The organism is Pseudomonas sp. NBRC 111130, from assembly GCF_001320485.1.
Classification (GTDB): domain Bacteria; phylum Pseudomonadota; class Gammaproteobacteria; order Pseudomonadales; family Pseudomonadaceae; genus Aquipseudomonas; species Aquipseudomonas vlassakiae.
This window is the reverse complement of the sequence record NZ_BCBG01000016.1, coordinates 108,538-124,542: the sequence shown is the minus strand read 5'-3', so window position 1 is coordinate 124,542 and position 16,005 is coordinate 108,538. Positions and strand designations below refer to the sequence as shown.

General features: G+C 63.0%; 19 protein-coding genes. 8 read left to right on the top strand and 11 right to left on the bottom strand.

From position 1 onward, the window contains the following. Positions 1-133 precede the first annotated feature (133 nt). Positions 134-1,417, top strand: coding sequence for an FAD-binding oxidoreductase (locus APH33_RS09960; RefSeq protein ID WP_054884960.1), 1,284 nt, complete (start codon positions 134-136; stop codon positions 1,415-1,417). A gap of 123 nt (positions 1,418-1,540) precedes the next feature. On the opposite strand, the gene APH33_RS09955 is transcribed toward APH33_RS09960, so the two are convergent. Next, the gene (locus APH33_RS09955; protein ID WP_054884959.1) at positions 1,541-2,284 is read right to left on the bottom strand and encodes a peptidase C39 family protein; all 744 of its coding nucleotides are present in this window, start codon (positions 2,282-2,284) and stop codon (positions 1,541-1,543) included. Positions 2,285-2,440: 156 nt separating this feature from the next. Here APH33_RS09955 and APH33_RS09950 point away from each other — a divergent pair, with 156 nt between their 5' ends. Further along, entirely contained in the window at positions 2,441-2,620 is a 180-nt protein-coding gene (locus APH33_RS09950; protein ID WP_054884958.1) for a hypothetical protein, read from the top strand. Between the two features lie 51 nt (positions 2,621-2,671). On the opposite strand, the gene APH33_RS09945 is transcribed toward APH33_RS09950, so the two are convergent. Next, positions 2,672-3,424, bottom strand: a complete 753-nt coding sequence (locus tag APH33_RS09945) for a TerC family protein (protein ID WP_016391529.1) — start codon at positions 3,422-3,424, stop codon at positions 2,672-2,674. A gap of 28 nt (positions 3,425-3,452) precedes the next feature. Continuing rightward, positions 3,453-3,692, bottom strand: coding sequence for a hypothetical protein (locus APH33_RS09940; protein ID WP_054884957.1), 240 nt, complete (start codon positions 3,690-3,692; stop codon positions 3,453-3,455). A 133-nt stretch (positions 3,693-3,825) separates the two neighbouring features. Here APH33_RS09940 and nhaR point away from each other — a divergent pair, with 133 nt between their 5' ends. The 3 genes from nhaR to APH33_RS09925 all read left to right on the top strand — a co-directional run bounded on the left by nhaR (position 3,826) and on the right by APH33_RS09925 (position 6,741). Beyond that, positions 3,826-4,719, top strand: coding sequence for a transcriptional activator NhaR (nhaR, locus tag APH33_RS09935; protein WP_054884956.1), 894 nt, complete (start codon positions 3,826-3,828; stop codon positions 4,717-4,719). Between the two features lie 74 nt (positions 4,720-4,793). Then, on the top strand, positions 4,794-6,005 hold the full coding sequence (sstT, locus tag APH33_RS09930) for a serine/threonine transporter SstT (protein WP_054884955.1): 1,212 nt from the start codon (positions 4,794-4,796) through the stop codon (positions 6,003-6,005). An 88-nt stretch (positions 6,006-6,093) separates the two neighbouring features. After that, positions 6,094-6,741, top strand: coding sequence for a YceH family protein (locus APH33_RS09925; protein WP_054884954.1), 648 nt, complete (start codon positions 6,094-6,096; stop codon positions 6,739-6,741). 5 nt (positions 6,742-6,746) lie between these two features. Here the strand turns inward: APH33_RS09925 and APH33_RS09920 are convergent, their stop codons facing one another. From APH33_RS09920 to APH33_RS09885, 8 genes are all read right to left on the bottom strand, one after another. Beyond that, entirely contained in the window at positions 6,747-6,935 is a 189-nt protein-coding gene (locus tag APH33_RS09920; protein WP_041166543.1) for a hypothetical protein, read from the bottom strand. Positions 6,936-7,102: 167 nt separating this feature from the next. Next, complete coding sequence (gene ahpF / locus APH33_RS09915; protein ID WP_054884953.1) at positions 7,103-8,665, bottom strand: alkyl hydroperoxide reductase subunit F; 1,563 nt, start codon at positions 8,663-8,665, stop codon at positions 7,103-7,105. Positions 8,666-8,791: 126 nt separating this feature from the next. Beyond that, positions 8,792-9,355 carry an alkyl hydroperoxide reductase subunit C gene (gene ahpC / locus APH33_RS09910; RefSeq protein WP_054884952.1) on the bottom strand — a complete coding sequence of 188 codons (564 nt, stop codon included), beginning with the start codon at positions 9,353-9,355 and terminating at the stop codon, positions 8,792-8,794. Positions 9,356-9,559: 204 nt separating this feature from the next. Next, positions 9,560-10,915 (bottom strand): glutathione-disulfide reductase, encoded by a 1,356-nt coding sequence (gorA, locus tag APH33_RS09905; RefSeq protein WP_054884951.1) that lies wholly within the window; start codon positions 10,913-10,915, stop codon positions 9,560-9,562. 152 nt (positions 10,916-11,067) lie between these two features. Continuing rightward, positions 11,068-11,907 (bottom strand): UTP--glucose-1-phosphate uridylyltransferase GalU, encoded by an 840-nt coding sequence (gene galU, locus APH33_RS09900; RefSeq protein ID WP_054884950.1) that lies wholly within the window; start codon positions 11,905-11,907, stop codon positions 11,068-11,070. Between the two features lie 196 nt (positions 11,908-12,103). Next, entirely contained in the window at positions 12,104-13,024 is a 921-nt protein-coding gene (locus APH33_RS09895) for a c-type cytochrome (protein WP_054884949.1), read from the bottom strand. Beyond that, on the bottom strand, positions 13,021-13,671 hold the full coding sequence (locus APH33_RS09890; protein WP_054884948.1) for a c-type cytochrome: 651 nt from the start codon (positions 13,669-13,671) through the stop codon (positions 13,021-13,023). The genes APH33_RS09895 and APH33_RS09890 overlap by 4 nt, the downstream gene beginning before the upstream one ends. Positions 13,672-13,816: 145 nt before the next feature. Next, a complete protein-coding gene (locus APH33_RS09885; protein WP_054884947.1) occupies positions 13,817-14,176 on the bottom strand; it encodes a hypothetical protein in 360 nt (119 codons plus the stop codon). A gap of 159 nt (positions 14,177-14,335) precedes the next feature. Here APH33_RS09885 and APH33_RS09880 point away from each other — a divergent pair, with 159 nt between their 5' ends. The 3 genes from APH33_RS09880 to APH33_RS09875 are packed head-to-tail and all read left to right on the top strand — an operon-like array spanning position 14,336 to position 15,918. Continuing rightward, positions 14,336-14,638: a DUF1883 domain-containing protein gene (locus APH33_RS09880; RefSeq protein ID WP_054884946.1), complete on the top strand. Its 303-nt coding sequence runs from the start codon at positions 14,336-14,338 to the stop codon at positions 14,636-14,638. Positions 14,639-14,646: 8 nt separating this feature from the next. Continuing rightward, positions 14,647-14,817 (top strand): hypothetical protein, encoded by a 171-nt coding sequence (locus APH33_RS27395; RefSeq protein WP_099815847.1) that lies wholly within the window; start codon positions 14,647-14,649, stop codon positions 14,815-14,817. Between the two features lie 24 nt (positions 14,818-14,841). Beyond that, the gene (locus tag APH33_RS09875) at positions 14,842-15,918 is read left to right on the top strand and encodes a nitronate monooxygenase family protein (RefSeq protein ID WP_054884945.1); all 1,077 of its coding nucleotides are present in this window, start codon (positions 14,842-14,844) and stop codon (positions 15,916-15,918) included. The last annotated feature ends 87 nt before the right edge of the window (positions 15,919-16,005 follow it).

The window sequence follows — 16,005 nt, the reverse complement described above, 5'->3', positions numbered from 1 at the left end:
ATCTTAAACTGTTTATAGAGAACGGCGAGCCGCAGGCCCGTAAAGGAATTTCAACAGACGACTAGCGGGTGTTTATTATTATTGATAGCATCGGTACATTCGTTAAAAATATAAAACACGAGGTTCCTGCAGCATGGCTAACACCCCCTACCCCCAGTCCTACTACGCCGCCTCGGCCAACCCGGTGCCGCCACGTCCGGCGCTGCAGGGTGAGGTGGAAACCGATATCTGTATCATCGGTGCCGGCTACACCGGCCTGTCCAGCGCACTGTTCCTGCTGGAAAACGGCTTCAAGGTGAGCATCGTCGAAGCAGCCAAGGTCGGCTTCGGCGCATCGGGCCGCAACGGTGGTCAGATCGTCAACAGCTACAGCCGCGACATCGACGTCATCGAACGCACTGTCGGCCCTAAAGAAGCCCAGCTGCTCGGCAAGATGGCCTTCGAAGGCGGCCGCATCATTCGTGAGCGCGTGGCCAAGTACAACATCCAGTGCGACCTGAAGGACGGCGGCGTGTTCGCCGCGCTGACCGCCAAGCAGATGGGTCACCTGGAATCGCAAAAACGCCTGTGGGAACGCTTCGGCCACACTCAGCTGGAGCTGATGGACAAGAAGCGCATCCGTGAAGTGGTTGCCTGCGACAACTATGTCGGCGGCATGCTGGACATGAGCGGCGGTCACATCCACCCGCTGAACCTGGCCCTGGGCGAAGCCGCCGCAGTCGAGTCGCTGGGCGGTATCATTTACGAGCAGACCCCGGCCATCCGTATCGAGCGCGGCGCCAACCCGGTTGTGCATACCCCGCAAGGCAAGGTCCGCGCCAAGTTCATCATCGTTGCCGGCAACGCCTACCTGGGCAATCTGGTACCGGAACTGGCCGCCAAGTCGATGCCGTGCGGCACCCAGGTGATCACCACCGAGCCGCTGGGCGAAGAACTGGCCCGCACCCTGCTGCCGCAGGACTACTGCGTGGAAGACTGCAACTACCTGCTCGACTACTACCGCCTGACCAGCGACAAGCGCCTGATCTTCGGCGGTGGCGTGGTGTACGGTGCACGCGACCCGGCCAACATCGAAGCGATCATTCGTCCGAAGATGCTCAAGGCCTTCCCACAGCTGAAGAACGTCAAGATCGACTACGCCTGGACCGGCAACTTCCTGCTGACTCTGTCGCGCCTGCCTCAGGTCGGCCGTATCGGCGACAACATCTACTACTCGCAGGGTTGCTCGGGCCACGGCGTGACTTACACCCACCTGGCGGGCAAGGTACTGGCCGAAGCCCTGCGCGGCCAGGCCGAACGTTTCGACGCCTTCGCCGGCCTGCCACACTACCCGTTCCCGGGTGGCCAGATGCTGCGTGTGCCGTTCAGCGCCATGGGTGCCTGGTACTACAGCCTGCGCGATCGTCTGGGCTTCTGATGATGTAAGCAGGTCTGGCCTCTTCGCGGGCACGCCCGCTCCCACAGATACCGCACATGGTTTGAAACTCATGCAGTACCTGTGGGAGCGGGTTTACCCGCGAAAGGGCCGGGGCAGGTAACGCTATTTGTTCAGGCTGCGCACAGCCTGTTTTGCCGCCACTTCCTGGCCCGCCCGGGCCAGTTCATCGGCAGCCTGCAGCCAACGCTGACGGTCCACCTGGGCCGGCAGCTGGCGCGGTGGCTGCACCAGCACCGCCCAACTTCCCTCACTCGCCCACGCCGAAGCAAAGTCATCGAACGCCATCAACTGGCGCCGATGCATCCCCGAGCGCAGCAATACGCGCTTCTTGAAGCTGTCATAGCCGATCAGCACCGCGTAACGCGGCTCGCTCCACCACGCCGAACCTTCTCGGTAACGCAGCAATACCGGATTGCCAGCGGCCACCTGGGTCAGCAGGGCATCCAGTTGCTTGTCCAGCGGGTACACCAGCATGCCGTACTCGCGGGCGACCCGCGGGATGCTCGTTTCCAGCGCATCGGCCCCCTTGGGCAGGTTCAGCGGTTTGTCCAGCAGCCCCGGGGTGATCGGCGCACCTTGCTGGGAGAGCAGCGCGGCCAAGGCCATCGAGCCACTGTGGTTGGCATTGCCGCGGTAGAACGGCACGCTACTGATCTCGACCCGCTGCGGCATGCCCTTGAGGCTTGCGGGCGGTGCACTGGCGCAGCCGCCCAAGGTCGCGGCCACCAGGCAGGCGGCCAACAGTCGACGCGGGACGGTTGCCCAGCGCTTGCAGGAATGTTGCTCCATGGACACTCGCTTGTTTCGGTGCCAGGCAGGCAGCGCCCGGCTCTGGCCACCGATCATAGGGCGCCGCGTTGCGCGGGTATAGTCCGACAAGAGAGCGGAACCAATCGGCTTGAGCCATCGACCTTTGGTCAATGGAACGTCACGGCCGGGCAGCTAGACTAAAGCTGTGTCTGGAGGGCAAACCGCAGGTTGGCCCAAGAGAAGGAGGCACACATGAGCCTGACCATGGCAATCCTCATGCTGGTGGGTATGTGGCTGAGCGTCGCGGCCGCCATGCTATGGGGTGTTCTGCGTATCGTGCGGCGTCATTCCCCGCATCACCACCTGCCACCGCAGGCCACGGCCAAGGCGCAACCTGTGCGCAGGGCGCGGCGGCATGCCAGGGCGCACTGAGGCTACTTCACCTGAATGCAAACGGGGCGCCAGGCGCCCCGTTGTCTTGTATCAGCCTTCGGCGGCTTCACGCTTGAGCCGCGCTCGGCGAGCCAGGATGTTGAGGATCTCGATCACCGTCGAGAAGGCCATCGCCGCGTACACATAGCCTTTCGGTACATGGGCGCCAAAACCTTCGGCGATCAGCGTCATGCCGATCATGATCAGGAAGCCCAGCGCCAGCATGACCACCGTCGGGTTGTCGTTGATGAAGTTGGCCAGCGGGTCGGCGGCCACCATCATGACGATGACTGCGGTGATCACGGCAATGATCATGATCGGCAGGTGCTCGGTCATGCCCACGGCGGTGATGATGCTGTCGACCGAGAAGACAATGTCCAGCAACAGGATCTGGAAGATCGCCGCGGCAAAGCCCAGGGTGACCGTGGAAGACACCTTGGCCTCTTCCTTGGCGCCGTGCGGGTCGACGTTCTCGTGGATCTCTTTGGTGGCCTTCCACAGCAGGAACAGGCCGCCAGCGATCAGGATCACGTCCTTCCACGAGAAGGCATTACCGAACACTTCGAACACCGGGTCGGTCAACTGCACGATCCAGGCCACGGTGCTGAGCAGGGCCAGACGCATGACCAACGCCATGCTGATACCGATACGGCGTGCCTTGGAACGGTATTCCACAGGCAGCTTGTTGGTCAGGATCGAGATGAAGATCAGGTTGTCGATACCCAGTACCACTTCCATGGCCACCAACGTAGCCAGGGCGACCCAGGCGGTGGGGCTAGCGGCGAGTTCCAGCAAGTATTCCATTGTTCAAATCCTGAAGCGGCGGTTAGGGTCAGATTTCTTGGGTGTGGGTTTTCTTTTCGGCGTCCTTGGGCTTCTGGCCCTGGTGACCGATGGCATCGCTCAGCGCCTGCTGGGCGGCCTTGTTGGTGTCGTCGATGGCCTGCTTGGCCGACTTCGCTGCTTGGTCGAGCATTTGCTGAGCAGACTTCTCGGCCTGGTCGCAACCAGCCAGGCTGAACAGCGCCAGGGCCAGCACCAGCGGAGTGCCAATGGATTTGAGATGCAGCATGGTTTCCTCGCTTGAAAAATCCCGGCGGCGCGAAGCGCCTGATGGGGTCGCATTCTAAAAGACGGCAATAGTTCAGGAAAATTCGTATTTCCAGTGGGTATACTTCGGTTTTTTCGAATCGGAACCCGCGCGCGTGCTCAACTATCGCCAGCTCCATTACTTCTGGGCCGTGGCCAAGACTGGCAGCATCGCCCGTGCCAGCGAGCAGCTGAACCTGACGCCGCAGACCATCAGTGGGCAGATCAGCCTGTTCGAGCAGACCTACGGGCTGGAGCTGTTCCAGCGGGTCGGTCGACAACTGGAGCTGACCGAGACCGGCCGTCAGGCACTGGTCTATGCCGAGCAGATGTTCCAGATTGGCGGGGAACTGGAGGCCATGCTCAGGGCCGGCCCGCAGGAGCAGATCCTGTTTCGCGTGGGGGTTGCCGACGTGGTGCCGAAGTCGATCGTCTACCGGCTGCTGGCCCCGACCATGGAGCTGGATGAAGTGCTGCGCATCAATTGCCGCGAAGACAAGCTCGAACGGCTATTGGCAGACTTGGCGATCCAGCGCCTGGACCTGGTGATTTCCGACAGCCCGATGCCCAGCCACCTGGATATCAAGGGTTATAGCCAGAAGCTCGGCGAGTGCGGCCTGAGCTTCTTCGCCACCCCGGCCCTGGCCAGCCGGCATGCAGGCCCCTTCCCCGCCTGCCTGCAGGATGCGCCGCTGCTGATTCCCGGGCCGGAAACCGTGGTGCGCAGCCGCCTGTTGCGCTGGCTGGGCGAGCAGCAGGTGCAGCCCAGGATCATTGGCGAGTTCGATGACAGTGCGCTGATGCAGGCATTCGGCCAGTCGGGCAGCGGGATATTCGTGGCGCCGAGCGTGATTGCCGAGGAGGTATGCCGGCAGTATGACGTCGCACTGATTGGCCAGACCGAAGCGGTGCATGAGTCGTTCTATGCCATTTCGGTGGAGCGCAAGGTCAAGCATCCGGGGATCGTGGCGATTACCGAGGGGGCACGGCGCGAACTGTTCCACTGGTAGTGGCGGCTCGCGAAAGGACCGGGCCTGAATGTGCTAGAGTCGCGCCCTTTGAAGATTTCGAGACTCCGCTGCACATGACGCCTGTTCTTCGCCTTGTAAACCGCACCAGCCTGGTGACCCAAATCGTCATCGGCCTTGTCGCCGGCATCGCCCTGGCCCTGCTAGCACCTGCCATCGCCCGTGACCTGGGCTTTCTCGGCAAAGTGTTCGTCAGCGCCCTGAAGGCTGTTGCGCCGGTGCTGGTGTTTATTCTGGTCATGGCGTCGATCGCCAACCACCGCCACGGCCAGGAAACCCACATCCGCCCGATCCTCTGGCTGTACCTGCTGGGCACCTTCGCGGCCGCGGTGGTGGCCGTGGTCGCCAGCATGCTGTTCCCGTCGCAACTGGCCCTGAGGACCAGCGAGGTGGCCCTGAGCGCGCCGGGCGGTATCAGCGAGGTGTTGCAGAACCTGCTGCTGAGCGCTGTCGACAACCCGATCAACGCCTTGCTCAACGCCAACTTCATCGGTGTGCTGACCTGGGCCATCGGCCTGGGCGTGGCCCTGCGCCACGCTGGCGATACCACCCGCACCGTGGTCGAGGACCTGTCCAACGGCGTGACCTTGATCGTGCGCGTGGTGATCCGCTTCGCCCCGCTGGGTATCTTCGGGCTGGTCAGCTCGACCCTGGCCCAGTCTGGCCTGGGCGCCCTGCTCGGCTACCTGCACCTGCTGGGTGTGCTGATCGGCTGCATGCTGTTCGTGGCGCTGGTGATGAACCCGCTGATCGTGTTCTGGAAAATCCGCCGCAATCCTTACCCGCTGACCTTGCTGTGCCTGCGCGAAAGCGGCATTACAGCGTTCTTCACCCGCAGTTCGGCAGCCAACATCCCGGTCAATCTGGCGCTGTCGGAGCGCCTGGGGCTGCATGAGGACACCTACTCGGTTTCGATCCCGCTGGGGGCGACCATCAACATGGCAGGCGCGGCAATCACCATCACCGTGCTGACCCTGGCGGCCGTGCATACCCTGGGGATTCCGGTCGACTTGCCGACGGCGGTGCTGCTGAGCCTGGTGGCGGCAATCTGCGCCTGCGGTGCCTCTGGGGTCGCGGGTGGTTCGCTGCTGCTGATTCCGCTGGCGTGCAGCCTGTTCGGCATCCCCAGCGAGATTGCCATGCAGGTGGTAGCGGTGGGCTTCATCATTGGCGTGCTGCAGGATTCGGCGGAGACGGCGCTGAATTCGTCGACCGATGTGTTGTTCACTGCAGCGGCTTGCCAGGCAGAAGAACGGCGCAGCATTTGAGATTGCCGGGGCCGCAAAGCGGTCCCAATTGCCTTACACCCCGGCTTTACCTACGCTAGTGGCCTTTCCCCAGCAATGAGACAGGGCCATGTCAGAACACGAAACCGCAGGCGAAGGCCGCCTCAGCAGCATCGAGATCCGCATTCTCGGCGCGCTCATCGAGAAGCAGGCCACCAGCCCGGAAAGCTACCCGCTGACCCTTAACGCCCTGGTCCTGGCCTGCAACCAGAAAACCAGCCGGGAACCGGTCATGAACCTGACCCCGGGCCAAGTCGGCCAGGCCCTGCGCGCCCTCGAGGGCCAGGGCATGGCCCGCCTGCAGATGGGCAGCCGCGCCGACCGCTGGGAACATCGGCTGGACAAGGCCCTGGAACTGGTACCGGCGCAACTGGTGCTGATGGGCCTGATGTTCCTGCGGGGGCCGCAGACCCTCAACGAACTGCTGACCCGCAGCAACCGCCTGCACGACTTCGACGACACCGAGCAGATCCAGCACCAACTGGAGCGCCTGATTTCACGTGACCTGGCCTTGCACCTGCCACGCCAGGCCGGGCAGCGGGAAGACCGCTATACCCATGCCCTGGGTGACCCGGCAGAAATCGAGGCGATTCTGGCAGCGCGCCAGCAAGACGGTGGCGCTCGCAGCAGTGGCAGCAGCGTGTCGGAAGAGCGTATTGAAGCCCTGGAAGCAAGGATCGCGGCGCTGGAAGCACGACTGGCCGAGCTGGAAGGCTGAGCCGCCTAGGGTTCAGGGTCGGGGAAGTTGCGGCAGCTTTTGCGTTCGGCCAGTTCCCGGTCACTGGGGCGCTGGTCGACGAACACGGTGCGGCCGTCTGCGTAGATTTCGAGGTAGCCCCAGTGCAGGTCCTGCTCTTTCTGCCCTGGCTTGGGGGGGACTAGCCACCAGGGTTCGCGGCTGATCAGGGTCATGGTGAAGCTCCTGAGGGTGTCTGCGGTAAGCATAGACACCCTCAGGTTTTGCTTTGTCAGTGCCGGCCCTTTCGCGGCTAAAGCCGCTCCCACAGGTCAACCACAGGCCTGATGGGCAGTGATTTGCCTGTGGGAGCGGCTTTAGCCGCGAAGAGGCCAGAGCAGGCTTACGCCGGTGCCGAAGTGCGGATCAGGTGATCGAACGCCGCCAGCGATGCCTTGGCGCCCTCGCCCACCGCGATGACGATCTGCTTGTACGGCACGGTGGTCACGTCACCTGCGGCAAATACACCCGGCACGCTGGTCTGGCCCTTGGCGTCGACGATGATCTCGCCGCGTGGCGACAGCTCGACCGTGCCTTTGAGCCAATCGGTGTTCGGCAGCAGGCCGATCTGCACGAAGATGCCTTCCAGCGCCAGGTCATGCAGCTCATCGGTATTGCGGTCCTTGTAACGCAAACCCGTCACTTTTTCGCCATTGCCAACCACTTCGGTGGTCAGCGCGCTGGTGATCACCTTGACGTTCGGCAGGCTGTGCAGCTTGCGCTGCAGCACAGCATCAGCACGCAGCTGGCTGTCGAACTCGATCAGCGTCACCTGGGCGACGATACCGGCCAGGTCGATGGCCGCCTCCACGCCCGAGTTGCCGCCACCGATCACCGCCACGCGCTTGCCCTTGAACAGCGGGCCGTCGCAGTGCGGGCAGTAGGCCACGCCGCGGGCGCGGTATTCCTGCTCGCCCGGCACGTTCATTTCGCGCCAGCGGGCGCCCGTGGCGAGGATCACCGTCCTGGCCTTGAGCGAGGCACCGCCGGCCAGGCGCACTTCGTGCAGGCCGCCGTCGCTGGCCGGGATCAGCGCTTCGCCGCGCTGCAGGTTCATGATGTCGACGTCGTACTGCTTGACGTGCTCTTCCAGCGCCGTGGCCAGCTTCGGCCCTTCGGTTTCCTGCACCGAAATGAAGTTTTCGATGGCCAGGGTATCGAGCACCTGGCCGCCGAAACGCTCGGCAGCGACACCGGTGCGGATGCCTTTACGGGCGGCATAGATGGCCGCTGCGGCCCCCGCAGGGCCACCGCCGACCACCAGCACGTCGAAGGCGTCCTTGGCGTTGATCTTCTCGGCCTGGCGGGCACCGGCGTTGGTGTCGATCTTGCCGAGGATTTCTTCGAGGCCCATGCGGCCCTGGCCGAACACTTGGCCGTTCAGGTAGATGCTCGGCACCGCCATGATCTTGCGCGACTCGACTTCATCCTGGAACAGCGCACCGTCGATGGCCACGTGGCGCACATTGGGGTTGAGCACGGCCATCAGGTTCAGCGCCTGGACCACGTCCGGGCAGTTCTGGCACGACAGCGAGAAGTAGGTTTCGAAGGTGAATTCGCCTTCCAGCGCCTGGATCTGCTCGATCACTTCGGCACTGGCCTTGGACGGGTGGCCGCCGACTTGCAGCAGCGCCAGCACCAGGGAGGTGAATTCGTGGCCCATGGGGATGCCGGCAAAGCGCAGGCTAATGTCGGCACCCGGGCGGTTCAGCGAGAACGAAGGGCGACGGGCATCGCTGCCGTCCGCGCTGAAGGTAATGAGGTTCGACAGGCCGGCGATTTCCACCAGCAGGTCGTGCAGTTCGCGGGACTTCGCGCCGTCGTCGAGGGAGGCAACGATCTCGATCGGCTGGGTGACCCGCTCCAGGTAGGTTTTCAGTTGCGATTTAAGCGTGGCGTCCAACATACGGGCGATTCCTTTTTTCAAAACTCAGATACAAAAACGCCCAGGCGAGGTCGCCCGGGCGCTTTTACGGGGCGGTAGGTGTTTCAGCTTTGGCGGCTGGCTACCGCCCGCGACGTGCACATCGGCTTAGATCTTGCCGACCAGGTCCAGCGACGGAGCCAGAGTGGCTTCGCCTTCTTTCCACTTGGCCGGGCAAACTTCGCCTGGGTGAGCGGCAACGTACTGGGCAGCCTTGACTTTGCGCAGCAGCTCGGCTGCGTCGCGGCCAACACCACCGTCGTTCAGTTCGACGATCTTGATCTGGCCTTCCGGGTTGATCACGAAAGTACCGCGATCGGCCAGGCCGGCTTCTTCGATCAGCACGTCGAAGTTGCGCGAGATGACGTGGGTCGGGTCACCGATCAGCGGGTACTGGATCTTGCCGATGGTTTCCGAAGTGTCGTGCCAGGCTTTGTGGGTGAAGTGGGTGTCGGTCGATACGCCGTAGATTTCCACGCCCAGCTTCTGGAACTCTGCGTAGTTGTCGGCGAGGTCACCCAGCTCGGTCGGGCAAACGAAGGTGAAGTCGGCCGGGTAGAAGAACACGACGGACCACTTGCCTTTCAGGTCGGCTTCGCTGACCTGAACGAACTCGCCCTTGTGGTAGGCGGTGGCGTTGAACGGTTTGACCTGGCTGTTGATGATAGGCATGAGAGACGCTCCTTCATGGGGTTGGAATCAGTTGATGGAAAGAATCCTAACTGCTGGCCCCGACAAAGGCTCATTGGCAAAGCTCATGCTTGTGATTGGTTTTGGCTATAACCGCAGATAATTAATAGAAGGGAATGGGCTGAGCAAAGGATTGCGCGGTATTCGAGGCCTCATCACCGGAGGGCGGTGACGAGGCCCGCCGCGTCAGCGGGTGACGGTGCGCATGGTGACGAACTCTTCAGCGGCAGTCGGATGCACGCCAATGGTGTCGTCGAACAACTGCTTGGTCGCTCCGGCCTTGAGGGCGATACCCAGGCCCTGGATGATCTCGCCGGCGTCCGGGCCGACCATGTGGCAGCCCAGCACCTTGTCGGTCTCGGCGTCGACCACCAGCTTCATCAGGGTCTTCTCCTGGATGTCGGTGAGGGTCAGCTTCATGGCGCGGAAGCGGCTCTCGAAGATCTGCACCTTGTGCCCGGCGGCCAGTGCCTGTTCCTCGGTGAGGCCGACAGTGCCGATCGGTGGCTGGCTGAACACCGCCGTCGGGATGTTCTGGTAATCCACCTTGCGGTATTGCTCCGGCTTGAACAGGCGCCTGGCCACGGCCATGCCTTCGGCCAGGGCCACCGGGGTGAGCTGCACGCGGCCGATCACATCGCCAATGGCGAGGATCGACGGTGCGGTGGTCTGGTACTGCTCGTCGACGCGGATGAAGCCACGGGCATCCAGTTCAACCCCGGTGTTCTCCAGGCCCAGGTTGTCGAGCATCGGGCGGCGCCCGGTGGCGTAGAACACGCAATCGGCGACCAGCTCGCGGCCGTCCTTGAGGGTGGCTTTCAGGCTGCCGTCTTCAAGCTTGTCAATGCGCTGGATGTCGGCGTTGAACTGCAGGTTCATGCCGCGTTTTTCCAGCTCTTCCTTGAGGTGGGTACGCACCGAGCCGTCGAAACCACGCAGGAACAGTTCACCGCGGTAGAGCAAGGTGGTGTCGGCGCCCAGGCCCTGGAAGATGCCGGCGAACTCGACGGCAATATAACCACCGCCGACCACCAGCACGCGGCGCGGCAGCTCCTTGAGGTAGAACGCCTCGTTGGAGGTGATGGCCAGTTCCTTGCCCGGAATGTCCGGCACCTGCGGCCAGCCGCCGGTGGCAATCAGGATGTGCTCGGCGCTGAACCGCTGGCCGTCCACTTCCACCTCGTTGGCACCGGTGATGCGGGCATGGCCTTGCAGCAGGGTCACGCCACTGTTCACCAGCAGGTTGCGGTAGATGCCATTGAGGCGCTCGATCTCGCGGTTCTTGTTGGCGATCAGCGTGCCCCAGTCGAAATGGCCCTCTTCCAGGGTCCAGCCAAAACCGGCCGCCTGCTCCAGCTCATCGGCGACGTGGGCGCCGTATACCAGCAGTTTCTTCGGCACGCAGCCGACGTTGACGCAGGTGCCACCGAGGTAGCGGCTTTCGGCCACTGCCACTTTTGCACCGAAGCCCGCAGCGAAGCGCGCTGCGCGGACACCGCCGGAACCGGCGCCAATCACGAACAGATCAAAATCGTAGGCCATGTATTCACTCTCCTAGGCAGGCGCCCAGCATAACGCACTGGGGCCGCTTTGCGCCCCTTCGCGGGCTTGCCCGCTCCCACAGGTATCGGTGTGGGAGCGGGCAAGCCCGCGAAGGGGCGCGAAGCGGCCCCAGTAACCAGCAGCGGCTTAAATCAATATGCCTTGCCGGCCTTGTAGAAGTTCTCGAAGCAGAAGTTGGTCGCCTCGATGTAGCCTTCGGCGCCACCGCAGTCGAAACGCTTGCCCTTGAACTTGTAGGCAATCACGTTGCCTTCGGCGGCCTGTTTCATCAGAGCGTCGGTGATCTGGATCTCGCCACCTTTGCCTGGCTCGGTCTGTTCGATTTTCTCGAAGATGTCCGGGGTCAGGATGTAGCGACCGATGATCGCCAGGTTGGACGGGGCGTCTTCCGGCTTTGGCTTCTCGACCATGGAGTCGACGCGGAAAATGCCGTCCTTGATTTCTTCACCGGCGATGACGCCGTACTTGTTGGTTTCCTGCGGATCGACTTCCTGGATGGCAACGATCGAGCAGCGGTACTTCTTGTACAGCGCGACCATCTGCGCGAGCACGCCTTCGCCTTCCAGGTTGACGCACAGGTCATCCGCCAGTACCACGGCGAACGGTTCGTCACCGATCAGCGGGCGGCCGGTCAGGATGGCGTGGCCCAGGCCTTTCATTTCGGTCTGGCGGGTGTAGGAGAACGAGCATTCGTCGAGCAGGCGACGGATACCGACCAGGTATTTTTCCTTGTCGGTGCCCTTGATCTGGTTTTCCAGCTCGTAGCTGATGTCGAAGTGGTCTTCCAGTGCGCGCTTGCCGCGGCCGGTGACGATGGAAATCTCGTTCAGGCCAGCATCCAATGCTTCTTCAACGCCATACTGGATCAGTGGCTTGTTGACCACCGGCAGCATTTCCTTGGGCATGGCTTTGGTAGCGGGCAGGAAGCGGGTGCCGTAGCCGGCTGCCGGGAACAAGCATTTCTTGATCATAAACATCCTTAAACATAGGCGAAGCCTGTGGAATTCGGCGCAGTCTAATCAGGCGGCATGCAGCTTACAATGCCCTGCCTGCGACGACCGTTGCCATGATAGAGATAACCCAGTGTAGATAGTTCCAAAAAGTTCGTGAAAATCCCGTCATCCGGCCCCTTCGGGGCAGCCGCGAAAGGGCCGGCACGACGCGTGCTCAGCTGCCTGTGCCCTGCCCGACCAGCACCCCGTCGACCTGCTGGCCGTACAGGTTGACGCCGTCGTTGGCATGGAACTTCAGCCGTGTCTTTTCGATGGAACCCTCCACCAGGCGAGGGTCCTGGGGGCGTTCGTGGCGGTTGATCCAGGCGGCCACATCCCAGGCCTGCTGATCGCTCAGGCTGCCCGGCTTGCCCAGTGGCATGTTGTACTTGATGAACGATGCCGCGGTATTGATCCGGTGCATGCCGGCGCCCCAATTGTAGGAGTCCTTGCCCCAGAGGGGTGGCATCACATAGTCACCGGCTACCTTCTGCCCCTCACCGTTGTCACCATGGCAAATGGCGCACTGCTCGCGGTAGACCTGGTGGCCACGCTTGAAGTCATAGCCACCTTTTGGCTGCGGCACCTCGGGGTAACCACGACCGGCGATTTCCACGCCGGTGGGCGCCTGGGTCGATAGCCAGTATGAATACACGGCAAGCGCCGTCATCTGCGGGCTGTCGGCGGCCGGCGGCTTGCCGTTCATGCTGAACTGGAAGCAACCCTGGATGCGCTCGGCAAAGGTGTTCACCTTGTCGTTCTTCTTGCGGTAGGCCGGGTACATCGGATAAGCGCCCCACAGCGGCGCGGAATGCGCCAGGCGGCCCTGATCGAGGTGGCAGTTGCTGCAGTTCATGCCATTGCCCACCGCCTCGGGCATCAACCGGCGGGTGTCGACGAACAGTGCGTGCCCCTCCCGGACCATCTTGCCAAAGGCATTGTCGGGCAGCGCGCCTTCGGCGGGCGGTGCGAACCGTGGCGCCGCCTGGGCATCGGGGACTTTCAGCTGCGACTGGTCTTCCATGGCGATGGGCGCCTGACTGGCAAAGGCACTGCCCGTGGCCAGCAGCAGTAATGTTGGCAACAGGGTCTTCATGGCTTGGCCTCCGGGCTGGCGGGGTGGGCGAAGTACTCGGCAATTGCCTTGACCTCGGCGTCGGTCATGGCCTTGGCCACGCCTGCCATCAGCTGATTGGGGTCGTTGCTGCGGCTGCCGTCGCGCCAGCCGTTGAGCTGCGCCATCAGGTACGCCGCAGGCTGCCCGGCCAGCGGCGGGAAGTGCTCGCCGACACCGCTGCCGCCTGGGCCATGGCATTGCACGCAGCCGGGTATCTGCCGGCTCCAGTCGCCGTAGAGGGCCAGGCGTTCGGTGGGGTTGGTCGCGATCTGCTGGCGACGCCAGTCCGGGGCAGGATCACTCGGCAGCGCGGCCAGGTACTGGCTGACGGCCTCGATCTCATCGATGCTCAGGGCTTTGGCCAACGGCGCCATGACCGGCTGATGGCGGCTGCCACTGCGCCAGTCGTGCAGCTGTTTGCTCAGGTAACCGGCCGGCAGGCCAGCCAGGCGGGGGAACCCTGCGGCGGCCATGCCCTTGCCGTCCGGGCCATGGCAGCCCAGGCAGGCCATGGCGGCGGGGTTGGCCCCGCCCTGGGTAAAGACTTTCTGGCCATCGGCGGCATGCGCCGCGGGCCAGGTCAGGATCAGCAGGCTGCCGATCACGACGCGACTCAACGGTGTCATCACGAATCTCCATTTCTTTTGTTATAAGCTTAGGCTTAAAAAACATAAGCAAATGGATACTAGCCCTGTAAGGGAATTCGCAACAACGCCCCAGCCGATCACCGGCTGGCAATTGGCCTGCTAAGCGCCGATCCGTTGAGCCAGATCAACTCCCCGAGATGCACTCGGTCGTTGCCTCGCGTACATCACCCGGGCGCAGCGGGAAGTTGTTCAGGCGCTCATGCAGCTTGATGCTGCTGCCGCTGCCCCGCTTGTGGATGTCGAGCAACGCTGCCGGCCCGGAACCTGCCGTAAGCTTTTGCGGCACGATCAGACGCAGGCCGTCGTCGCGCTGCTCCTCTACCAGAGGGTCACGGCTCTTGGCCAGGTGCGCCTTGATGCAATCGGCATATTCGCGCGGCGTCTTGCCGGACATCACATCCATGGTTTCATGGGATTGCTCAAGTTCCGACACACTGACACACCCTCCCAGCGCCAGAAAAAACGCCGCCACCATCCACTTCATTTGCCGCACCTCGAATGACAAGAGAGCGTAGGACAACAGCGAGGCGGTTTTGCTCCCCGCTTTGGCCGTTTTATCCGCCAGCTGCCATCAGGCGCGGCAGCGCAAGCCGACATCGTGGTATCTTTCGCCTTTGCTGAACCAATCCTTGCGGAGCACCACATGAAATTCGTACACCAGCGCGAGCACCTGAACGAGGACGACATCGTCGTCATCGAGTGCTCCCAGCGCTGCAACATCCGCCTGATGAACGACGCCAACTTCCGCAGCTTCAAGAACGGCGGCCGGCACACCTACCATGGTGGCCACTTCGATCGCTTCCCGGCCAAGATCACCGTGCCCAGCACCGGTTTCTGGAACATCACCATCGATACGGTGACCACCCGGCCGATCTCGGTCACGCGCAAGCCGACCCTGACCCACAAGATCAAGATCATCCGCCGCTCGTCGTCGAAACTCGGATAAGGCCCACCATGACCCAGAACATCAAATACGTCATCAAGTACAAGCTCGACGGCCAGCGCCGCTGGGACTTCGCGGTAATGACCGACGCCTCGCACGAACAGGCCATGCAAGCCCTGCGCAAGATCCACGGCGAAGACGCCGAAAAGATCAGCGACATCCAGGTGAGCAAAGCACTGTAAGGCAGCGGCAACAAGGAGAAGCGCATGAGCAACTGGCCCGACCGTCGTATCCTCGATCTGCTGGGCATCGGGTTGCCCATTCTTCAAGCGCCAATGGCCGGTGCCACGGGTTCGGCCATGGCCATCGCCGTGGCCCGGGCGGGTGGCCTCGGTGCCCTGCCCTGCGCCATGCTCACGGGCGAGCAGGTGCGTAGCGAGATCGAGGCCTTCCGCACGGCCTGCCCTGGGCAGCCGCTGAACCTGAACTTCTTCTGCCACCAGCCGCCAGCGCCGGACCCCGAGCGCGACGCGCGCTGGAAACAGACCCTGAAAGCGTACTACAGCGAAGTCGGTGCCGACTTTGATGCACCTACGCCTGTTTCCAATCGCGCCCCCTTCGATGAACAGAGCTGCCTGCTGGTCGAGCAACTGCGCCCGGAGGTGGTGAGTTTCCACTTCGGCTTGCCGCACTCGGAACTGCTGCAGCGGGTCAAGGCCACGGGTGCCAAGGTGCTGTCCAGCGCCACCACGGTGGAAGAAGCGCAGTGGCTCGAAGCCAATGGCTGCGATGCGATCATCGCCATGGGCTATGAAGCCGGCGGCCATCGCGGCATGTTCCTCAGCGACGATATCACCAGCCAGATCGGCACCTTCGCCCTGGTGCCGCAGATTGCCGATGCCGTGCGCCTGCCGGTGATCGCTGCCGGCGGCATTGGCGACCACCGCGGCCTGCTGGCAGCCCTGGCCTTGGGCGCCAGCGCGGTGCAGATCGGCACCGCCTACCTGTTCTGCCCGGAGGCCAAGGTCTCCCCTGCCCACCGCCGCGCACTGGACAGCGCAGCGGCCAGCGACACCGCGTTGACCAACCTGTTCACCGGGCGCCCGGCACGTGGCATCAACAACCGCATCATGCGAGAGCTGGGGCCGATGAGCGAACTGGCGCCGCGCTTCCCGCTGGCCGGTGGTGCATTGATGCCACTGCGGGCGATTACCGATGCGCAAGGCAACAGCGATTTCAGCAACCTGTGGTCAGGGCAGGCGCTACGCCTGGGCAGGCACATGCCGGCGGAGCAGTTGACTCGGGAGATTGCCGCAAAGGCGTTGGCGCAGATCAAGCAATAGGATCGTGAATCAGTGCCTGCTTCTTCGCGGGCATGCCCGCTCCCACAGGTACAGTGCAGGCCTTGAGGCCTGTGATGATCCTGTGCG

What these genes read in the sequence shown, in the direction of transcription:
- APH33_RS09880 (WP_054884946.1), top strand. Translation starts at nt 14,336, where the DNA reads ATGAAATTCGTACACCAGCGCGAGCACCTGAACGAGGACGACATCGTC.
- APH33_RS09920 (WP_041166543.1), bottom strand. Translation starts at nt 6,935, where the DNA reads ATGACCCTGATCAGCCGCGAACCCTGGTGGCTAGTCCCCCCCAAGCCA.
- gorA (WP_054884951.1), bottom strand. Translation starts at nt 10,915, where the DNA reads ATGGCCTACGATTTTGATCTGTTCGTGATTGGCGCCGGTTCCGGCGGT.
- APH33_RS09945 (WP_016391529.1), bottom strand. Translation starts at nt 3,424, where the DNA reads ATGGAATACTTGCTGGAACTCGCCGCTAGCCCCACCGCCTGGGTCGCC.
- APH33_RS09895 (WP_054884949.1), bottom strand. Translation starts at nt 13,024, where the DNA reads ATGAAGACCCTGTTGCCAACATTACTGCTGCTGGCCACGGGCAGTGCC.
- ahpC (WP_054884952.1), bottom strand. Translation starts at nt 9,355, where the DNA reads ATGCCTATCATCAACAGCCAGGTCAAACCGTTCAACGCCACCGCCTAC.
- APH33_RS09940 (WP_054884957.1), bottom strand. Translation starts at nt 3,692, where the DNA reads ATGCTGCATCTCAAATCCATTGGCACTCCGCTGGTGCTGGCCCTGGCG.
- APH33_RS09885 (WP_054884947.1), bottom strand. Translation starts at nt 14,176, where the DNA reads ATGAAGTGGATGGTGGCGGCGTTTTTTCTGGCGCTGGGAGGGTGTGTC.
- APH33_RS09890 (WP_054884948.1), bottom strand. Translation starts at nt 13,671, where the DNA reads ATGACACCGTTGAGTCGCGTCGTGATCGGCAGCCTGCTGATCCTGACC.
- APH33_RS09875 (WP_054884945.1), top strand. Translation starts at nt 14,842, where the DNA reads ATGAGCAACTGGCCCGACCGTCGTATCCTCGATCTGCTGGGCATCGGG.
- ahpF (WP_054884953.1), bottom strand. Translation starts at nt 8,665, where the DNA reads ATGTTGGACGCCACGCTTAAATCGCAACTGAAAACCTACCTGGAGCGG.
- APH33_RS27395 (WP_099815847.1), top strand. Translation starts at nt 14,647, where the DNA reads ATGACCCAGAACATCAAATACGTCATCAAGTACAAGCTCGACGGCCAG.
- APH33_RS09960 (WP_054884960.1), top strand. Translation starts at nt 134, where the DNA reads ATGGCTAACACCCCCTACCCCCAGTCCTACTACGCCGCCTCGGCCAAC.
- APH33_RS09955 (WP_054884959.1), bottom strand. Translation starts at nt 2,284, where the DNA reads ATGATCGGTGGCCAGAGCCGGGCGCTGCCTGCCTGGCACCGAAACAAG.
- APH33_RS09925 (WP_054884954.1), top strand. Translation starts at nt 6,094, where the DNA reads ATGTCAGAACACGAAACCGCAGGCGAAGGCCGCCTCAGCAGCATCGAG.
- sstT (WP_054884955.1), top strand. Translation starts at nt 4,794, where the DNA reads ATGACGCCTGTTCTTCGCCTTGTAAACCGCACCAGCCTGGTGACCCAA.
- galU (WP_054884950.1), bottom strand. Translation starts at nt 11,907, where the DNA reads ATGATCAAGAAATGCTTGTTCCCGGCAGCCGGCTACGGCACCCGCTTC.
- APH33_RS09950 (WP_054884958.1), top strand. Translation starts at nt 2,441, where the DNA reads ATGAGCCTGACCATGGCAATCCTCATGCTGGTGGGTATGTGGCTGAGC.